Below are 20205 nucleotides of genomic sequence, written 5' to 3' on the forward strand. Positions count from 1 at the left end.
CTTTCGCAGGAAGAGTTACTGTCTGATAAGTAGCTAGCCAGAATTAAATATAAAACGTTCAACGGGATACCCACGCCTTTGACCTCGTTGCTCAATGAGTTCCATCAGCGTGATTGCCAAATCATACTCATGCTCAAACAACTGAGAACACAGTTCATGCCGCTTGAGATGCAACCATTCATCTTCAATTCGATTCATCTGGGGTGAATACGGCGGTAAGAAAAAGATGAATAAGCCCATCTCCTGCCATTGTTGCCAATAGGCTTGCACCACCTTTGAGCGGTGAAACGAGGCGCCATCTTGGACAATCACTGTGATTTGTCCGGTCGCTTGCCAGTGAGCTTTGGCTCGTTCGGCTTGCCAGTGCATCAAAGTCAAGTAGCGTTCGCTGTTGAACCCACCCACGACCATGCCGTAGTCAAACTGCTGTCCCGGTTGCCAAAACCCAAGTAGGCTGATGCGGCGACCTCGACCATGCGGTTTAACAATCCGGTGCTGTTGTCCTTGCCGGACATAGCTGTATGTCAAGGGGCTGCTCTTTTCAAACCCACTTTCATCCAGATACACCAGTCGCACTAGTCCTTCAGCTTCCCATTGCTTGAGCATCTCCCAGTCCGCCCGTTTGGACTTCACATACTCTGGCTGTTCGGGCTGTGGAGGGCTGTAGCGTAATCGTTTCCAACGGAACCCCTTTTTTGCAGCAAGCGGCTCATGGTGCGCTGGCTCAAGTGAACATGGCGTTCATTGGCTAACTTGTGACACAGTTCTCAAGGGGTGACAGCGCGGCTAGAAAGCGGACTGGATGAGGGAAAGCGCCCGTAATCCTCGCAGGAAAAAAGAGCGCTTTTGCGGTTTAAGTCGCATCAACCGCTCTGCCCAGACTGACCACGCATCCATCGCGTCAATCCACAGCGTTCCGTACAAGCCTATCCAAAAATTACTGTGTTGCCGAATGCGGCGATTTGAGTTGACGCGAGCGACATACTGTTGGACGTGTTGACGACGAATGCGAGTGCCTCGCTCAGTCGAGATCGTATAGGCGATAGCGATCAACCCTAGCAGGGCTAAAAAGCGTTCGTGATTGACGTGGCAGTGTTCCATGTCGTAGCCACCGGATTTGAAGTCTTTGAACATCCCCTCAATGCGGAAGCGTAAAGCATAGCGTTTGAGGGCCGCTTCAGCGGTTTCGAGGTTGGTGAGCAAGTACCAAACTTCATTTGCTTTGTCAGAGCGATGTTGACGTTTCCACCGCAGGGCAAGGTTATGTTTGCCAAAGCCGGTTTTCTGCGTAACTTGGAGCTGAACATGGAATTGCGTTGTGCCAGGAGACTGGGGCAAGGCATCCAATCGCTCGAAGTCACTGTTCTCGGCTGTTTTGACGGTTGTGCTTTTCGGTAAGCGAAAGACAAAGCCAATGCGTTGACGCACGCACCAAGCCGCCAGCGCAATTGAATGAAATTCACGGTCTCCGAGTAACACCAGTCGGTAGCCGTGCAACAGTCGCAAGACCGGAGCGATGACCGATTTCTGCTCGTCAAGATTACTCTGCCCCTGCTTATCGAGCAAGCGCCAGTACAACGGAATGGCCCGTTTGCCGTGAATCAAACTGACCATCAGCAGGTTATGGTCTTGCCATTGGGTCCGGTCAATCGCTAAGCAAAGCTGTTTACCCCGTCCGTATTGTTGCTTGACCCAATGCTTCACGATAGGAAACCACATCGCCTTGGGTTGCAGTGGTGGCAAACTAAGGAATCGCTGCAAGTTGCGACGGCGGCTCTCAAACTGAATTGGTTGGGCAAACAGCATCGCTAAACGTTCGAGCGTGATGCATCGTTCTCTCTGCAACAGTTCGACCAGCATTTGGAGAGTGATAAATTGAGCTTGAGAAAGCTGCGCTTGCACACAGGCTTGGTAAAATTGAGGCAACATATGATTAAATGCGAGGGTGAATCCGAGATTTACCCTTTTTTTCTGCTTTTCACATCCCTCATCCGGCATTCTGTCTAACTTCTAGCTTCGCTGTCACCCCTTGAGGACACAGTTGCAAACTGGTGTAACTGCGCTCTTCCTGCAACCATTGCTCAACGGCTTTAACATCCTCCTGTTGCCAGTGGCGTTGCCGTCCTGGTCGCCGCTTCTCCCACAGTCCATAGAGCCCGACCGTCTGCCACTGTCGAATCGCACGTCGTACGCTATGCTCGTGCATTTGTAAGTGTTGGGCAATTTGTCCTACACTCCATCCGGTACTGTTGAGGCGCACGGCCATTGCTCGTTGGCGAGTTCGACGGGGTACTTCTGTGGCTAAACTCAGTTCTCGTAAGGTGGTGTCTTCTTCAATGGTTAACTCAACTCGTAATGGAGCAGGCATCTTGATAGCAAGGATGATTAATACTCCAGCTATTTTATATCTTTCTATGGCAACCTACTTACTTCAAACAGTGAAACTACAAACGCAGCAAATCCTTCAACATCCACTAGGTTTGATATTGTGTATCACCTGTACTCAAGCTTGAATTCAGTGTAAAACCTTTAATTTTCTCAAAGTTCTAACCTGACTAGCCTTGATTGTCGCTGACGTTCTCGCGATCCCCTTTGGTTTCCATTCAATTGATTTCCCCAACGAGTGGGGACAATGTTTCAATACAACTCAACTACTGGAAATATCAGTTTCCATTCAACTGATTTCCCCAGCGAGTGGGGACGTGCTAAGGATTCGATCAAGCCATTTAAGCGGAGTGGTTTCCATTCAACTGATTTCCCCAGCGAGTGGGGACTTCGATTGGGTTCTTAATGGGCGTGGCGATGCGGTGGTAAGGTTTCCATTCAACTGATTTCCCCAGCGAGTGGGGACTTTCCCTCGCTCCGGTCAACCTGGAGAGCTGCCCCTATGTTTCCATTCAACTGATTTCCCCAGCGAGTGGGGACCGGTGGTGACGCTAACCTTGCCGAAAACGCTTTGCCTTGTTTCCATTCAACTGATTTCCCCAGCGAGTGGGGACGCGGTGATGACGATGCGATCGAAGGGGCGAATCCTCGTGGGTTTCCATTCAACTGATTTCCCCAGCGAGTGGGGACGACTCAGAACGACTTAGCAACGGCGCGGGCTATTGCTGTTTCCATTCAACTGATTTCCCCAGCGAGTGGGGACCGATCCAATCAACCGTTAAAAACACAAAAACCACATAGGTTTCCATTCAACTGATTTCCCCAGCGAGTGGGGACGCAAGGATGTAGTCAATGAAAGAGTGGTACTCTTTGTGTTTCCATTCAACTGATTTCCCCAGCGAGTGGGGACACGCCGAAGTCTTCGCTTATGAAGTCAAGATCACTCGCCTGGACGAAAGTTTCCATTCAACTGATTTCCCCAGCGAGTGGGGACAAGCGATCGATGCAGAAATCATCGCGTAAGCCCTTGGGTTTCCATTCAACTGATTTCCCCAGCGAGTGGGGACCCCCTTTGGACTGCTCACGCCTTAGTTGAGACGCGATCGCACATCCGTTTCCATTCAACTGATTTCCCCAGCGAGTGGGGACTCGATATACATGGTTGTGGCGTACCTCTGCAACGCCTCCTGTTTCCATTCAACTGATTTCCCCAGCGAGTGGGGACTTGAGACTTACGACGATTACATCTTTGATGTTCGTGGTTTCCATTCAACTGATTTCCCCAGCGAGTGGGGACAACTAATCACAAACATGATTGCGGATCTCCTTGAGAAGTTTCCATTCAACTGATTTCCCCAGCGAGTGGGGACTTCTGATTTTTGCTTCAGTGTGAGTGGTGATCACAGTTTCCATTCAACTGATTTCCCCAGCGAGTGGGGACCCCCGACTCTCTCTATTTCTATGAAACTCAATAAAACAAAGGTTTCCATTCAACTGATTTCCCCAGCGAGTGGGGACTTTTTTAGATAAAGCTAGATGCTCATGCATGTTCGAGTTTCCATTCAACTGATTTCCCCAGCGAGTGGGGACGCTGCTTCAGATCGTCTGGCATACTGCTTCCATCCAGTTTCCATTCAACTGATTTCCCCAGCGAGTGGGGACCAATGTTTTCTTTAGGTCTGTTAGCTGGGTCTCTGGTTTCCATTCAACTGATTTCCCCAGCGAGTGGGGACTAGTTGATTGAGATTGGACTCGTGCATAGTAGACGGTTGCGTTTCCATTCAACTGATTTCCCCAGCGAGTGGGGACTGGGGATACAATGTCGATTCGATCAATTATTCCGTGCAGGTTTCCATTCAACTGATTTCCCCAGCGAGTGGGGACCAGCGCAAAGCTACGCGATCTACCTCACCTCCCAATGCAGTATGCAGTTTCCATTCAACTGATTTCCCCAGCGAGTGGGGACGAAACATTGAACTTTTCCAAAAATTTACGTTTTCGCGAGTTTCCATTCAACTGATTTCCCCAGCGAGTGGGGACCTAACAGTATTGAAAATATATGGAATATTATGTCTATTTGTTTCCATTCAACTGATTTCCCCAGCGAGTGGGGACTCCCCATACTTTAAAGCTAAATCCCATGAGGCGTCCAGCCTACATCTGCGAACCTCAGCCACAATCAAAGCCATAACCGTCAAATTCCTCCTTGTCAAAACAGCGAAAGCACCACAGCACAACGCATCGAGGCTCAGAACCAAGGAATCGCACATCCGCAAGATTGTCCTCAGCCTCGCACCCCTAAACCACGATCGATCCCTGCCGCTTTGTCAACGGCACCCCGCCCCAAATCTCAACCTGCCCCAGCGTGTGTCCCGACAGCGGATACATCCGCACACTATCCTCTGGCAACTTCACCACCTGCTGCAACCGCACTCGCAACTCACGAAACTGTTGTAGAGACAACACGCACTCAAACACACTGTATTGCACCCGTTGCCCATAAGCAGACAGCACATTTGCTGCCTTTGTCCGACGCTTCTGGCAAGGAATATCATACGCCACCACATATAGCAACATCCTGCCTCCTATCGAATCCGATACGGCTCATATCTCAGCGACACCTGAGTAATAAACTGCCGGAACATTTTTACCTGCCGATTTAACACATCCCATCGCGGAGCCATTCCTCCGGTCGCGGTCTGCACCTGCTCTTCCATCCGCCCAATCAACGCCATCAAAAGTTTCTTGCGCCCCAGCTCATTCAAATAGCACCCTCCGTTCGCTGGAAAGTCAAAATCATCCGTTGCGTCCACCATCCGTCGATTCACTAAATACAGCACGAGCGAATCCACGATCGGTGCTCGAAACACCTCAATCAAATCTGAAGCCAACGCTGGATGACGCTCACTTCCCTGATGCAAGCACGCCTCATAGGGGTCTAACCCCTGCAACTCAATCAAACTCAGTAAATGATTCCACACCACCTGATAGCCAAAACTCAACATAGCATTCACCGGATCTCCTGGTGGACGTTTTGATCGCCCTGTCCAGACGAAATCTGGATGATTAATGCATATGCCAAACACCCCAAAATAACTTGCTGCCCCCGCCCCCTCATACCCCATTAACTGCTCGATCGACGTTGCTTGTGCTATCTGTTGCGCCAATTGTGCCAACTGTGTGATTGCTCCCAATAATTCCGCATTTCCCTGCCGCCGCTGCTGCCGTTGCAAAATTACTCGACTATTCTTCAGTTTTGCCACTACAATTTGTCGCGCGATCGCCAATCGAATCTCTTCCGATAAGGCATATTGCTGTCGTGCCAGCGATCGATAGCCGCTCGTCACGGGTAGCACCCGTCCATAGCAGCGTCCCATGCGTGACAGGTAGACGATCGGAATACTGCGAAACAAGCACGCCCGGATCAACTGGGTCGTTAACTGCGACTGACCAAAAACAAGAATCTGTTCCAGCATGGGTAACTGCGCCTCTTGCAGAACAGTCTTGCCCTGCTTTACTACTACACAATCCTGTCGCAGTGACACATAGCAACCTTGCTGCGAAACATACAGCGATTTCATAAAATCCTCCTGTGCTACTCCGATCCACAAGAGAAGCGGAATCATTTCAGGAGCGGCATTTGCGGAACTTTTTGAGCTTAGTACAAAATTATTCTGTAAATTCTCTTGCTCGTGCAAATGTTCTAGTTTTGTTAATTGCGCGATCAGTGTTGCAATTCACTTGCGATCGTACAGGTAATCAACTGCTACCAATAACGTAATGCTAATGACTCCAGCCAAATTCATTAGAATAGCTAGCGGCACTGGAGCGATCAAACTATTGATAACATCAACAAACAAGAGGCACACGTAAGCGGCAGATGAGGAAGAATACATAAAAACATGTAGAAAAAGTAAATCAACAAATTGTAAATACACACTATGCCAGTCGAATTGCTGCAGCCTGTTCATCTCTCACTCACATCTGCGGCTGGAAACGCCGCATTCAATATTTGTACAACCCACTGGTTTAGAGCATTAAATGGATTGACCCTAGAACTCAAGCTCGTTCAAGACCTATCTCATCGTGCTGAAAATGACATTCGTATCACTTACGATTAGAAATGCCCTTGAACTTATGAACATATTGGTCTCAACATTCAAAATAGGTATTGAGCGTTTTCAGAGACGGTAACGCCAGATGAGCGATAAATTTTAATATCGCCATCATCGTGGGACGATTGGATGTCTTTCCATCCGCAATAGATTGCTGCAAAACTGGTAGTCTGCGAGATAACGACAAGGCGCTGCTCGCCCTTGTCTAAGCCACTTCCAAAACAGCTACGTTCGTTAAGCAAAGACAGTAAACTTCGATAGTTCCATCCAGAAGAAAATCTGATATCATTGTCAAAACTGTACATCTGTACTCCAATTTCGCGTACTCCTGAGCAGTAGGACTCAAAGTATGCTTGACGCAAAGAGTTTTGATAACTGGTGTCAGAGTCTTGGTGTTAGTCAAACAACCCGTGCCGTCATTGAAGGGGTTCGCAACTCTGCTCCTTCACGTCGAGTGCAGAGCCGTCGGGGAAATGTTGTTGGCAATTACCCTAGCCACAAAATGGGCTTTACCATTCAATTTGAATCACACCGCAACGAGTTAGCGCGAATATATGAGCTAGAGCATGATTCCAACGTTTTGGAGTATTACGACCAACCTATACCTATTGAGCTTGACTACCTATCCAAGAATGGGCGGCGTAACCGGCATCCATACACACCAGATTTTTTCATCATCCGAAAAGATTCTGCGGGTTGGGAGGAATGCAAGACTGAGCAAGAGCTTATCAAGTTAATAGAGGATAGCCCCAACCGTTATCAACAAGATGAGCAGAGCCAATGGCATTGTCCTCCCGCTGAAACCTACGCAGCACGATATGGCTTGTTTTTTAAAGTACGGTCAGATTCCGAAATAAACTGGATTTTTCAACAAAACTTCGCTTGGCTGGAAGATTATTTTCACCTAGATAGTTCAGAGCTTAGTGAAGAAGCTGTGCAAAACCTGCTTAAGCAGGTTTCCGATGAAGAGGGCATTACGCTAGCAGAATTACTCCGGCAAGCTAACCCAGACGATATCTATACCTTAATTGCAACTGACTCACTGTATGTCGATCTCCATGCTGCTCGATTAGCAGAACCCGATCGCGTCCAAGTCTTTTCTGATCAAGCAACTGCCTTTGCTTATCAGCGTGCTACAGAAGTTGCTCTATCCCTTCCAAATCACTCACAAATCATTTCTATAACAGTTGGGGCTTCTCTTGTTTGGGATGGCGAGTGCTGGGAAGTCGTTAATACTGGAAGTACTACAACCGGACTACTTAGAGCAGATAACCAGTTCGTAGAGCTACCAAATGGAACCGTTGAAAGTCTCATTCAGCAAGGCAAAATTACTGCCCTAACCGAAACTGAAGACACAACTCGTCAGGACAAAATTCAAGAAATTCTGCGGCGTGCTAAGCCTGGGGACATTGCCGAAGCAAATCGAAGGTATGAGCAAATTCAGCCTTATCTCAACCCAGATGCTCCACCTACACCTTCTAGCACCATTCGTCGTTGGCGAATTCAGTACCGTCAAGCAGAGGCAGCCTATGGCAGTGGATATGTCGGACTCCTACCAATTAATTATGCAAAAGGGAACCGAACGAGCAAACTTGGTGAGCCTGTTCGAGAATTCATGATTAAATTTATCAAGGAAAACTACGAAACCCTGAAGCATCGTAGAAGGTGGCGAGTCTACGAGTCTTTAGTTGCTGCTTGTGAAGCCCATCAACCTAAACTTACTCCTCCTAGTTCTACAACCTTCTATAAGGAGATCAAGCGCCGCTCCGGCATGGAACAAACGGCAAAACGGGAAGGGCGACGGGCAGCTATCCAGGAACGTCCTACTTATTTGCAGTTGGAATTAACCACTCCTCGACATGGCGATCGCCCCTTTGAAATTATTCACATTGACCATACCGAAATTGACGTTGAACTGGCTATTTCGTTGACTTCCCTTACTCAATGCAATTTCAACTCCGGTAATTCAGGTCTTCCTAATTTAGGAAGACCTTGGGCGACATTCATGGTTGATGCTTATAGCCGTCGTCTCTTAGCAGTCTATTTGAGTTACGAGGAACCCAGCTACCGTTCCTGCATGTCCGTATTGCGTATCTGTGTTCAACGTTTCAAACGATTTCCTCAGTCAATCGTGGTAGATAATGGCCCAGAATTCCACAGCAACTATTTTGAACAACTACTAGCATATTTTGCTTGCACGAAAAAACACCGTCCTCCAGCAGATGCTAGATATGGCTTTGTCGTAGAGCGTTTGTTTGGTACTGCTAACACTCAATTTGTTCATGAGTTACGTGGTAATACTCAAATTAAACGTTTGCACCGCAAAGTTACAAAATCTGTCAAACCTGAGAGCCAGGCAGTTTGGACACTGGGTGAGTTGTATGAAGCTTTCTGCCACTGGGCATATGAAGTCTACGATAAGCGACAGCATCCAACACTAGGACAAAGCCCCCGTGAAGCCTTCAATGATGGTTTAGCCATTGGCGGTAGCCGAACTTGCCGCCGAGTGGAATATGACAAAACCTTCCGAATTCTGACTTTGCCAGCTCCAGAACGAGGAAACCGGAAGGTACAACCGGGGCGAGGCATCAAAATTAATAACATTTACTATTGGTCGAATACTTTCCGTGACCCAGAAATTGAGCAGTCAAAGGTTGAAGTGCGGTATGAACCTTTTGATGCCAGTATTGCCTACGCATTGGTGCGGGGGCAGTGGGTGGAGTGTGTTTCTGATTGCTACCAGTATCTTCAGGGACGTTCCGAAAAAGAAATCCGTTTGGTCAGTGCAGAATTAGTAAAACGTAAGCGAGATCAAGGACGGAATGTGATCACCTCCGACAAGGAACTGGTGCAGTTTTTAAACTCTGTTGAAGCCAAGGAAGGTAAGTTTTTGGAACAACGCCTAAAAGCTTCTGAGAACAAGCAAGTAGTGCAGGCAATTACAGCTGTTGAAACTGATTGCTCTGTTGATTCAGTAGTTCCTTCGAGTCCTGTTACTGCAGATGGTCTATCAGATAGGGAACCGCTGCTTGATGAACGACTAGAGACAAATGAGCCTAATTCTGATAGTAGTTCTAGCAATTTGGAATTCTACGGAGAGTGGTAATTATGCAGTTCCAAAAAGGCTTTCCGCGAGAGTTATTAAATCAACCCATTGCTGATAGAGTTGCCTATTTTCAGAGCTATACAATGCCTCATCCTAAGCTTAAAGATGCCGCTCAACAGTTGATGCTCTCAATTCATCAACCTGCTGGAGCCTCTCTAATCTTTGTCTTTGGACCAACAGGGGTTGGCAAATCCACCTTATTAAGGAAGGTTAGAAAAGAACTAATTGAAGCAGCGTTACCTCGGATGGAAATTGATAAGGGGTATATTCCAGTTGCCGGAATCGAAGCGATCGCTCCAGAATTTAGCAATTTTGATTGGAAAGATTTTTATGTACGCGGACTTATGGCTCTTAATGAGCCGATGATTGACAAGAAGATTAATCGTACCAATTCAAAGCTTAAACTTCGTTTGGCATTAGAGTCTGCCCTAAGCAATCGAAAGCCTGATGCATTTTTTGTCGATGAGGCGCAAAATTTGGGCAAGGTGGTGAGCGGACGCAAGCTACGTGATCAAACTGACTGCATCAAATCCCTCGCAAATATTGCTCAAACCCGGTTTGTTCTTTGTGGCACATATGAGCTTTTAATGCTACGGAACTTGAGTGCTCAATTGTGCAGACGTAGTACTGATATTCATCTCCCTCGCTACTATGCAGAATCTACTCAGGATCGGGAAACGTTTCAGGGCATTGTGCAAACCCTCCAGTTTTACCTTCCCCTGCCAGAAACTCCCGATTTACTGGGTTTATGGGAGTTTTGTTATGAACGTAGTATTGGCTGTGTGGGCATTCTGAAGGACTGGCTATCACGCACCTTAAATGCTGTTCTGGAAAAAGATCCAAATGCAGCTACTTTAACAGCTGAAGATTTGGAACATCATGCTTGGTCAATGGAGCAATGCATGATTATGCTATCCGAAGCAAAGGAAGAGGAGCAGAAGTTGACGCCTAGAGCAGAAATTCGGAACGAACTGCGTGCCAGCCTAGGATTAGATTTACTTGCTTCGTCTAAAGCGGAAAGTCCCACCGAACAAAAAAAATCCAGAACAAAGAAAACCCAAGACATAGGCAAACCTCTCCCCCAACGCCGCCCTGTTGGGAAAAACCAATATGCTAATCCATGAATTGAAGTCCTACGATTCATGGGATTTAGTTCTACCAGCTACTCCAGAACGCAGTAAGCTCTACTACTTAGAACCAATTGCGGAGGGTACTCCATATATTGAAGGGTTAGTTAGCTATATTTGTCGATTAGCTAAAGCGCATTGTGTCTCCCCAGCTATATTAATTAAGCAAGAAATATTGCCTAGCTTCAGACAAAACTACAGCATAGGTTTAGGAGCAGTTCATGAAGTCAGAGAAGAGGGGGGTCTAGTTTCAGTTTCTTCTTTTGCAAAGCCAGTTTATAAGAGAAATCCTAATGAATATGGGCTTTTAGCTTGGCAATATCTTGAGGGACTCAAGGTTTTAACTCTAAGAGAGAACCTGCAACCCCTTACGATTCCAGACTGGATGAATAAACCTTTTCAAGCAAAGCAAAGCAAAGTCGAATTGGCACGAGAAGTCCGAGCTTGGTGTCCAGAATGTTTTCAAGCTTGGCGTAATGCTAAGCAACCTATTTATGAACCTCTACTTTGGTCAATTGCTGCTGTTACTGTTTGTCTTCATCATGGTCAACCGTTGCAATTCTGTTGCCCAAACTGTAAGAAGACTCAACGACCTATTACAGGAAGAATGCAGGTAGGGCAATGTTCTGGTTGTTTAGGTTGGCTTGATGTGCGTCCAGGTCAAACTTCAGAAGCGGAACATTTGATTGAGGCAGAGTTGGATTGGCACCTTTGGGTTGCAAAGCAAATAGCAGAGGTACTAAGCGTTACACCTACCATTCCATCGCTAGAAACAAGGAGAGCGATCGCTGGGGTGCTGAGTGACAAAGAGAAACCCTACCCAATAATCTCGCCTCAATCAATTCAACACCCTCAATGGAACCTGCTTGAAACATTCGCTCATTGGGCTCATTAAGAAATCTCACTTATAAATCTCACAATGACTTCACCCATTGCTGAACATTGGGATCTCATATATCCTGCTAGTCCACCTCGCAGTCGTCTTTACAGTTTGCAACCGATAGGAGTCGGAACTCCTTGGGTTGAGAGCTTGACTGGATACATGGCTCGGCTAGCAGAAGCACACTGCGTCTCGCCTGGAGATTTAATTGCCAATGAACTTAAATCTTTGGCTAGCAAATCTCACGGAAAAAGCTACTTACATCAGACAAGTAGCTCTACAGAAAGTCTAAATAGCACCGGACGTATGGCATTGGAATTGGTTCAAGCACTGGAGTATCAAACCCTACGTCTCGATCTCAGATATCTAACCCTCTTGTCGTGGGCTGACATTTTGCCGCCGAAAGGTTTATTACGACGTATCCGTGCTTGGTGTCCTAGTTGCTACAATGAGTGGCAACACAATCAGAAACCTATCTATGAGCCACTCCTATGGGCACTAGAAACGGTCTCAATCTGCTTAAAACATCGGCAGCAACTGCGCTCATGTTGCCCAAAATGCCAACGCCAACTACCCGCATTGGCGTGGCATTCTAAACCTGGATACTGTTCTAGATGCTACCAATGGTTAGGTACAACTCTTACTCCGGAAGTAGCTACCTTAACAACAAATCCCGACGAACTAAAATGGCAAAGATGGGTTTTAGAGAATGTAGGGAAATTACTCGAAACTGCTCCTAGCTTATTAAAAGCACCTACTAGGGAGCGAATTTCTCGTTCGCTCTCTGTTTGTATCTCGCGCACCGTCGAAGGGAATATTGCTGAGTTCGCTCGTCAATTAGGAACACACAAAAGTGCAGTATGGCAGTGGAAGTCGGGCAAAGCCTTGCCTCAATTGTCAATGCTTCTCAAAATCTGTCAAATTTTAGAGATAGACCTACTAAATTTCTTGTTTAATCCAGAATCTTTAACTAACACACGCGATTCGTTAGCCATTTTGGTAAAGCGAGACTTCCCTTCTCAAAAACCTAAACAACAGCTTGATACTGATCAAGTACAAGAATTCTTGCAATCTGCCCTTATAGAAGAACCTCCTCCAACTATGAAGGCTGTTGCCCAAACGTTGGGACACAATTCCCGATCGCTCCGACGCCGATTTCCAGAACTGTGTTCTGCTATCTCGGCTCGGTACTTAAATTACCGAGATCAGGTTCGTGCTGCAAAAGTTCAAGAGTCTTGCCAAGAGGTACGTCAGATTGCTCTCAAACTTTATGGTGAAGGTATTGATCCTACACGCAGCTACATATCCAGGTACCTAAGCAAGCCAGCATATTTTCGTGAACCTGCTGTTGTCGCCGTACTAGAGTCAACTCGACAAGAACTAGGACTTAAAAATTCTTAACTCCTCATGTAAAAGTGTCTTCAAAAAACTTAGTTAAGAACCTTTAAGTTCTTTTTGAAGCATAAGATGAACAGACGACTTTTGAAGCATAAGATGAACGGATGTCCAACTTATGGTTAAAGTCGTAGCTTGCCTAATCCAATATCTCTGATTCAGTATGCGGATGAAAGGACTTGAACCTTCACTTCTTGCGAAACCAGAACCTAAATCTGGCGCGTCTACCAATTCCGCCACATCCGCGCATGACATCCATCATATCAGGGTAGGGGAAATTGGGAACAAAACTGAGGCAAAAAAGCAAACTCTGTTCGCCCCAATTCCCATATTCCAACTCCTTCTAACCCAAGCTGCCCAAACTGAGCGGAATCAAATTGCCTTCGATGGTGAATCCTAATAGCATTTCTTCGCCGGATTGGATCGGCGTTCCTGTAATAGCGCAGCGCTCTTCTTGCTGAGCGATCGCTGAGATCGTGGCTCGAATATCATTGGCAGACAGTTGCGGCGTAAAGTCGCCTGATCGCTGATGCACGTACTTCCACAAAATATCTCGAATCAACGCTTGATATCCTTGATTGCCAGAGAGCGTCTTGAGTTGTTCTTTTAAGTCTTTTTCCAAGCGGATGCTGGTGACTTCCATTTCGGTGGTGCTGGTGCGAGTTAAGGTAGGCATTGCTTCGTCTCCTAAGTAGATATGGACAAGGATATAATACAAGTGTAGTACGCGATTCGTAGACTGTACTCGATTTCTGAAAGTTCTTTATCAAACTACAGTTCTTTGTCAAACTACATCTTTGTCAAACTACAGTAGAAGCGACGTGAGGGCGGTGAGAATCGGAGACGACCTTTATCGCAAGGGAATTTGGGAATGATTGAGAGCATTCCTCACCACTTGCTGTAATTGCCCTTGATTCATTTTGCCTTGAGCATTTCTAGGAAGTTGTTTAACTGCAATCCAGTGCTTTGGATATTTATAACGACTCAATTTTCCATCTAGTCTCTGCTGAACTTGACTAGAAGAGATCTCAAACTGAGGAACATAGACAGCTACGATCGCTTGTCCCCACCTGCGATCGCCAATTCCCAAAACCGCTACATCTTTTACTAACTCTGTTGATCGAATCGCAGATTCTACTTCTGATGGAAATACGTTCTCACCACCCGTAATAATCTTGTTGCCCGCTCGCCCAACGATGTGTAAAAATCCTTGCTCATCGATGTAGCCTAAGTCATCTGGCTTGTAATTGGAACGTCGATCAAAATTTGGATAATAGCCCAACATTAAGGACTGAGACTGAATGGAGATTTTATGGTTCAGAATTTCGATTTGAGCATGAGGAAGCACGCGCCCACAGCCACCTTGACCGTTTAAGAAATCCATTGGCTTGAGCGTTGCAATTTGAGACGCCGTTTCGGTCATGCCATAGGTCGGGGCAAGGGGAAGACGCAGCGATCGCGCCTCTTTTAACAGAGCATCCCAAGCAGGCGCACCGCCCAATAAAATCGCTCGAAATTGGCATAACCAAGATGCCGAGGACGGTAAAAGGCGCTGAAGTTGGGTCGGCACAAGCGAGAGAAAAAAGCCTTCAGCCTCAAGCCGCTGTCCTGCTTCAACCGCTTTCCAAGGCAAAATGATCAGCTTGCCGCTCGAGAGCAGCGATCGCATCACTTGCATCAATCCGCTCACATGATAGAGCGGCAATAGACAAAATGAATTAACAGCATCACAGCCAAAATAATCTCGAAATCCTTGCACCGAAGCGCTTAAGGTTTCCCAAGTATGCATAGCAAACCGAATATTTCCCGACGTTCCACCCGTCGCAATCATAATTAGCGTTGAATGTCCATCCGCTCCATCTGCTCCTTGCGAAGCGTTTCCGAAGGCATTTGTTGCATAAGTTGCATAATCTGTTGTCACCTTGCCCCAAATTACAGTGGGCTTCGCCAACTGGAAGACCTGCTGCCATTCAGAGCCGCCCCAATTTGGATTGCAGAGAAACACACGACAGGGAACGGAGCAAGCCGCCACAAATCCTGCTAAAAAGTGGAGCGGATCTGATTCAGCTAGAAAGATTGTTGGAGTTGAATAGCGACGCAGTTCCTGATACCGTTGTTGGGCTAATTGTAGTAATGCTTCAGCATCGTAACCAATTAGCCACGACTGTTTAGCCCAGTGTTCAAGCAGCGTTAGAGGCGTTGCCATAATTCCTCAAAGTCTTCCATCATCAACTCATTAAACCAGTGCGTTATACCATAGCCAGCGGCACGATGGGATAATTCTGATGCGAGTTTTAAGCTGGCATAACGTGCGATCGCGGTTTCAAACACCGAGGAAAACACAGCATCAATGTTGTGATGTTGACAAAACTGATGTAACCGCGACGGAAATCCTGCAATCGCGGCTTTAATCACAAAAATTCCTCGCCACCCATTTTCATAACAAGCTTGCAGTTGCTCAAATGTTGCGACTGATTCATCTAGCGCGATCGCAGTTGTGTAGTGGTGACTCAGCGCTAACATTGTTTCAAATTGATTAATCGGAAGCGGCTGTTCTATAAACTCGATGATGTGGTGATCTGTCAGAGCTTTGTTCAACGAATCGCATCGGTCTAACCACTGTTGCGTTTCAATGAGGTTGAGTCCTGCATTCGCATCGAGTCTCAACTTAGCAGTGTCAGGAATTAATTCTACTAATCGTTCTAACGTTTGCAGTTCATCTGCGATCGCGTTTACTCCAATCTTCCATTTGAAGGTGCAATAGCCCTGCTGCCAAAGGTCTTGCCAAGCGGAACAAGCTTGTTCTCCGGTCGGTAGCAACGCGCTCAGACTATGCTTCACGCTTCGAGTCGATCGAGGTTGAGCACTCTCAAACCCAAACTGACATGCAGGTAAATCATTGGGAATTGCGCGAATGAGCGCGTCATTGATCGCTGTAGGCAAGGATTGGCAGAATGCGATCGCGGCTTCAAACGTCTCTGAACCAAACCACTCCAACGGTGCAATTTCTCCAAACCTAACGGTTTGATCGTCGCTCAGCCGCAAAATGATGCCCTTGCGGACGTGCCAAGCTCCATGACTAGTCAGCAGAGGAGGACGGAACGTACGACAGTAGGGTCGAAATTCAAACCGCATTACACCCACGGTAAAAAGAAGCCTAATCCCAACAGCAATCCACTCCAAAAATGCAGTTCAACGGCAATTAATCGACAAAATGTAAGCTTGTGGGGTTGGTCATACTGCGTTCCAATCACGTGACAAAGCCGCTTTGCAACAGGCAAACTCAACATCGACAACAACGCCCAAAACGGAAAGACCTTTAGAATCACAAACAAAACCGTGAGTGCATAAATGCTGCTGCAAATCCACGGGAGCAACGCCGCTGCTCGTTTACTTCCCAGCCTGACGACAGGAGATTTTTTGTTGATCGCCGCATCATCTTTGACTTGGTTGAAATGCGAACAAAATAAAATCAAACTAGTCGCAATACCTACCACGATCGAGGCAGCAAGATTTGTATTTGACCAAGCTTTTGTTTGGCTGTAATAGGCAGCAGAAAAGGCTAATGGACCAAATGCGACAAAACATAATGGTTCGCCAAGTCCCTTGTAACTGAGACGGAAGGGAGGCCCTTGATAGACATAACCAATTCCACAACAGAGCAGAATTAAGCCAATTACGGTGAAATCCTTTTGTTGAAGTGCGATCGCGCTAATGCCTGCTAGTCCCAGCGCTAAACAAAAATTGCTAACCCAAAAGATTAGCGATTTATTCCCCGTCATATTCACGAGCGAATTGGCTTTATTGACATCAACTCCCGTTTCAGAGTCAAAAACGTCATTGCTAAAGTTTTCCCAAGCCAAAATTAGAATCGCTGAGAGCAGAAACGTGAAGAAGATTGAAGAATTGAATGCTTTTGTTTCAGCAAATGCAACAGCAGAACCAACCCAAATGGGCATGATGGCAACGCTGTACATGGGTGGCTTAATCGCGGCGTACCAGAGTTTTCGATTTACAGGCTCGATCGTCCTCGTGGTCATTCGCACTACTCCTATTTTCCTCAAACGCTAGTCAAATAAAACACTAGTCAAACATTCTTTCCAGTCTCCCATTCAGGTTTGAAAAATCTTCTAATCGGTTATAGAAACGTTACATGTCCTTGAGGTATTGTTGATACCCTATTTCATTCAACTTTGCCTGTTTCTCTCGCACCATATCTGTCAAACTCTGACGGTAAGTTTGAATTTTTAATAACAGATGGGGATCGTGACTTCCCAAGATTTGAACCGCTAACAGGCCAGCGTTTTTTGCATTTCCGATCGCAACCGTTGCCACCGGAATTCCAGCAGGCATTTGCACAATAGAATAGAGCGAATCAATCCCTCCAAGCTGACGAGTCTGCACCGGAACTCCAATCACCGGAAGCGGCGTCAGTGATGCTACCATTCCCGGTAAATGCGCGGCTCCGCCTGCCCCTGCAATGATCACTTTGAGTCCTCGCTGATGGGCTTGCTTAGCATAGTCCACCATTCGTTCTGGCGTGCGGTGAGCCGAGACAATTTCAACTTCATAAGGAATGTTAAACTCCTCGCAGACCGCGACCGCAGCTTGCATGGTCGGCAAATCTGAATCGCTGCCCATAATGATGCCAATCAAAGGTTGAGTCATAGAATTGAAGACATACGTTGTTGCAATCGCTAAAAGCGGATGACCGATAGCTTTTTGATTATCAATGCTCGTGTGCCGCATTTCCAGGGCGTACAGCAAATTTGGATTCAAGACGGGGCAATTAGTGCGGTTTCTGAAGAAACCGCACTAATTGCCCCCGATTTGCCCGTTCTCGATGTTGCAGGCGATTGGGTTTCTCTCGGTGGAGTTGATTTACAAATCAACGGAGCGTTAGGTTTAGCCTTTCCCGATCTCAATTCCAGCAACGTTGATCAATTAGCAGCAATCGGTCAATTCCTTTGGAATCAAGGTGTTGACGGATTTCTGCCAACCCTTGTGACTACCTCCATTGCCAATATTCAGCGCGCTCTCGCCACGATTAGCTCTGCAAAGCTTCAAAGGGGTGCATCTGATTTCGGACACGCCTCTTCTTCCCAAATCCTTGGCGTCCACCTTGAAGGACCGTTCCTAAATCCGCAGAAACGTGGGGCGCATCCTGAAGAGTATTTACTGCCGTTGACCGTCGAGCAGATTCAGCGAGTTCTGGGCGATTATGCCTCTATTGTCAAAGTCGTGACGCTTGCCCCCGAACTTGATCCGACGGGAGAAGCGATCGCTTACCTTCGTTCGCTTGGCATTATCGTTAGCTTGGGTCATTCTCAAGCAAGCGCCAAGCAAGCGCAGCAAGCCTTTGCTGGAGGCGCATCGATGGTGACTCATGCATTTAACGCAATGCCCAGTTTGCATCACCGAGAACCCGGATTACTGGGAGCCGCGATCGCGGCTCCGACCGTACAATGCGGTTTCATCGCCGATGGACAACATGTTTCTAAAATCATGCTGGATGTGTTCTTGAAAGCCAGCCGCTACGATGAAGGCGCATTTCTGGTCAGTGATGCCCTCGCACCTCTCGGTTTACCCGATGGTCGATACCCCTGGGATTCGCGAGAAATAGAAGTGATTGAAGGAACGGCACGCTTGCTAGATGGCACCCTTGCAGGAACGACGTTATCTCTTCTAAAGGGAGTGCAGAACTTGGTTCAATGGAAGATTTGTGATGTCGAAACCGCGATCGCATTAGCGACAACTGCTCCAAGACGTGCCATTGGTCTCTCAACTTACCTTCACCAGCCTGCTCATCTCATTCGTTGGGCCCTGGATGACAAAACCGATAGCCTAAGTTGGCAGCGCATCACACCTGAACTTGTAGCTTCGCAATGCTTTCAAGAAATTAAATCTTGTGTGCCAGATAAAATTCTGTCTGATACGAACCCGTAGTTTTTAAGCCAAAGACGTAGAATTCAGGTTATGTTAGCCCCGCGCACGATTGTTATTTTGCGATGCTATCATTCTGTCTTCAGGGTGCAAGGGATAACGTCTAACCAGACCTGACGCAAACGGTCTTTAGAGCATTGAGCTGAATAAATCTTTATAAAAAAACGGGGCACGGTTCAGGTGCCCCCAAGATACTCAGATTGACTTGTCAAAGCAAAAGTTCCTTCGCAGCCGCCCGCAGACTACCGTGGTATTGTAGGCATCTGCGCGAGGTTGTTCAGGTTTTGCCTGTCCGTAGGATAACTGAGAAGATGCTGCCGTAGCTTAAGCTACACAAAAAGTTTATCAGAACCTCACGTTTGCAGGCGATTTATCCCGTATCCAGGAAACAGCTTTCATACTTTAAATATGAAATTGAGAAACGCTCCGTAATTCACGTATGGGGCGTTTTTTATTCGTGTCCCATAAGTACTACCATAAAGCTTGGTGAAAATAAGCATAAACAAGTCTATGAACGGGACGGATGATAAGACTGAGGTGCGCGACTATTTCAACGCGACGGGCTTCGATCGCTGGCAGCGAATTTATGGAGATGGTGACGTTAATAAAGTTCAGCTTGACATCCGCACTGGGCATCAGCAAACGGTAGACACGTTGTTAGGCTGGCTTAAAGCTGATGGCAATCTTTCCCAATTGACAATTTGCGATGCAGGATGCGGGGTCGGTAGCCTCAGCATTCCGTTGGCTCAGGAAGGAGCCAAGGTCTTTTCGAGTGATATTTCCGAGAAGATGGTCGGTGAAGGAAAGGATAGAGCAACGGCGATCGGGTTGAGGGATAATCCAACGTTCTCGGTCAGCGACCTAGAAGACTTAACCGGAACCTATCACACGGTTGTCTGTTTGGATGTGTTAATTCATTACCCGGCAGAACAAGCAATGGATATGATCAAGCATTTGGCGAGTTTGGCAGAGCACCGGATTGTCCTTAGTTTCGCGCCAAAGACGTTTCTGCTGACGATCTTGAAAAAGATTGGTGAGTTTTTTCCCGGCCCGAGCAAGACAACTCGCGCCTATCAGCACCGCGAAGCTGATGTAATTCGCGTGCTAGAAGAATGCGGATTCACGATTGGGCGCAAGGCTATGACTAGTACGCGATTCTATTTCTCGCGGATGTTAGAAGCAGTTAAAGAGTAGCAAGGTTAGGTTGTGTTGATAATTGTGTGAAGTTGGGCTGAATACGCTAAACCTAAACCG

Annotated in this window: 16 protein-coding genes, 1 tRNA gene, 1 pseudogene and 1 CRISPR repeat array; of the genes and pseudogenes, 7 read left to right on the top strand and 11 right to left on the bottom strand. The window is 46.9% G+C overall.

Annotated features, from left to right (window positions below):
- Positions 1-33 precede the first annotated feature (33 nt).
- The 5 genes and pseudogenes from AC5I6P_RS22220 to cas1 all read right to left on the bottom strand — a co-directional run.
- A pseudogene (locus AC5I6P_RS22220) lies at positions 34-693 on the bottom strand (IS630 family transposase); the annotation flags it as partial.
- Between the two features lie 93 nt (positions 694-786).
- Complete coding sequence (locus AC5I6P_RS22225) at positions 787-1929, bottom strand: IS4 family transposase (RefSeq protein ID WP_495695947.1); 1143 nt, start codon at positions 1927-1929, stop codon at positions 787-789.
- A 58-nt stretch (positions 1930-1987) separates the two neighbouring features.
- The gene (locus tag AC5I6P_RS22230) at positions 1988-2368 is read right to left on the bottom strand and encodes a helix-turn-helix domain-containing protein (protein ID WP_495695948.1); all 381 of its coding nucleotides are present in this window, start codon (positions 2366-2368) and stop codon (positions 1988-1990) included.
- A gap of 227 nt (positions 2369-2595) precedes the next feature.
- A CRISPR array of direct repeats spans positions 2596-4500; the repeat unit is 36 nt; unit sequence GTTTCCATTCAACTGATTTCCCCAGCGAGTGGGGAC.
- A gap of 183 nt (positions 4501-4683) precedes the next feature.
- Complete coding sequence (gene cas2, locus AC5I6P_RS22235; RefSeq protein ID WP_495695949.1) at positions 4684-4962, bottom strand: CRISPR-associated endonuclease Cas2; 279 nt, start codon at positions 4960-4962, stop codon at positions 4684-4686.
- A gap of 8 nt (positions 4963-4970) precedes the next feature.
- Positions 4971-5966 (bottom strand): CRISPR-associated endonuclease Cas1, encoded by a 996-nt coding sequence (gene cas1, locus AC5I6P_RS22240; RefSeq protein ID WP_495695950.1) that lies wholly within the window; start codon positions 5964-5966, stop codon positions 4971-4973.
- Between the two features lie 360 nt (positions 5967-6326).
- Here cas1 and AC5I6P_RS22245 point away from each other — a divergent pair, with 360 nt between their 5' ends.
- The 5 genes from AC5I6P_RS22245 (at position 6327) to AC5I6P_RS22265 (ending at position 13014) form a co-directional block, all read left to right on the top strand.
- Complete coding sequence (locus AC5I6P_RS22245) at positions 6327-6506, top strand: hypothetical protein (RefSeq protein ID WP_495695951.1); 180 nt, start codon at positions 6327-6329, stop codon at positions 6504-6506.
- A gap of 343 nt (positions 6507-6849) precedes the next feature.
- Entirely contained in the window at positions 6850-9606 is a 2757-nt protein-coding gene (locus AC5I6P_RS22250) for a TnsB C-terminal domain-containing protein (protein ID WP_495695952.1), read from the top strand.
- Positions 9607-9608: 2 nt separating this feature from the next.
- Positions 9609-10730 carry an ATP-binding protein gene (locus AC5I6P_RS22255; RefSeq protein WP_495695953.1) on the top strand — a complete coding sequence of 374 codons (1122 nt, stop codon included), beginning with the start codon at positions 9609-9611 and terminating at the stop codon, positions 10728-10730.
- Positions 10717-11628, top strand: coding sequence for a TniQ family protein (locus AC5I6P_RS22260; protein WP_495695954.1), 912 nt, complete (start codon positions 10717-10719; stop codon positions 11626-11628). The genes AC5I6P_RS22255 and AC5I6P_RS22260 overlap by 14 nt, the downstream gene beginning before the upstream one ends.
- Positions 11629-11652: 24 nt before the next feature.
- Positions 11653-13014 (top strand): TniQ family protein, encoded by a 1362-nt coding sequence (locus AC5I6P_RS22265; RefSeq protein WP_495695955.1) that lies wholly within the window; start codon positions 11653-11655, stop codon positions 13012-13014.
- A 158-nt stretch (positions 13015-13172) separates the two neighbouring features.
- On the opposite strand, the gene AC5I6P_RS22270 is transcribed toward AC5I6P_RS22265, so the two are convergent.
- The 6 genes from AC5I6P_RS22270 to purE all read right to left on the bottom strand — a co-directional run bounded on the left by AC5I6P_RS22270 (position 13173) and on the right by purE (position 17676).
- Positions 13173-13254, bottom strand: a tRNA-Leu gene (locus AC5I6P_RS22270).
- 97 nt (positions 13255-13351) lie between these two features.
- Entirely contained in the window at positions 13352-13684 is a 333-nt protein-coding gene (locus AC5I6P_RS22275) for a hypothetical protein (RefSeq protein ID WP_495695956.1), read from the bottom strand.
- Positions 13685-13858: 174 nt separating this feature from the next.
- A complete protein-coding gene (locus tag AC5I6P_RS22280) occupies positions 13859-15214 on the bottom strand; it encodes a 2-succinylbenzoate--CoA ligase (protein WP_495695957.1) in 1356 nt (451 codons plus the stop codon).
- A complete protein-coding gene (locus AC5I6P_RS22285) occupies positions 15199-16143 on the bottom strand; it encodes an o-succinylbenzoate synthase (protein WP_495695958.1) in 945 nt (314 codons plus the stop codon). The genes AC5I6P_RS22280 and AC5I6P_RS22285 overlap by 16 nt, the downstream gene beginning before the upstream one ends.
- Positions 16143-17048, bottom strand: a complete 906-nt coding sequence (gene menA, locus AC5I6P_RS22290) for a 2-carboxy-1,4-naphthoquinone phytyltransferase (protein ID WP_495695959.1) — start codon at positions 17046-17048, stop codon at positions 16143-16145. Before menA ends, AC5I6P_RS22285 begins: the two co-directional genes overlap by 1 nt.
- 109 nt (positions 17049-17157) lie before the next feature.
- Positions 17158-17676 (bottom strand): 5-(carboxyamino)imidazole ribonucleotide mutase, encoded by a 519-nt coding sequence (gene purE, locus AC5I6P_RS22295; protein ID WP_495695960.1) that lies wholly within the window; start codon positions 17674-17676, stop codon positions 17158-17160.
- Between the two features lie 39 nt (positions 17677-17715).
- Between purE and nagA the strand changes: the two genes are divergently transcribed.
- Both nagA and bchM read left to right on the top strand, forming a co-directional pair.
- The gene (gene nagA / locus AC5I6P_RS22300; RefSeq protein ID WP_495695961.1) at positions 17716-18954 is read left to right on the top strand and encodes an N-acetylglucosamine-6-phosphate deacetylase; all 1239 of its coding nucleotides are present in this window, start codon (positions 17716-17718) and stop codon (positions 18952-18954) included.
- Positions 18955-19461: 507 nt separating this feature from the next.
- The gene (gene bchM, locus AC5I6P_RS22305; protein WP_495695962.1) at positions 19462-20145 is read left to right on the top strand and encodes a magnesium protoporphyrin IX methyltransferase; all 684 of its coding nucleotides are present in this window, start codon (positions 19462-19464) and stop codon (positions 20143-20145) included.
- Positions 20146-20205 lie beyond the last annotated feature (60 nt).

It is taken from the genome of Myxacorys sp., from assembly GCF_059501405.1.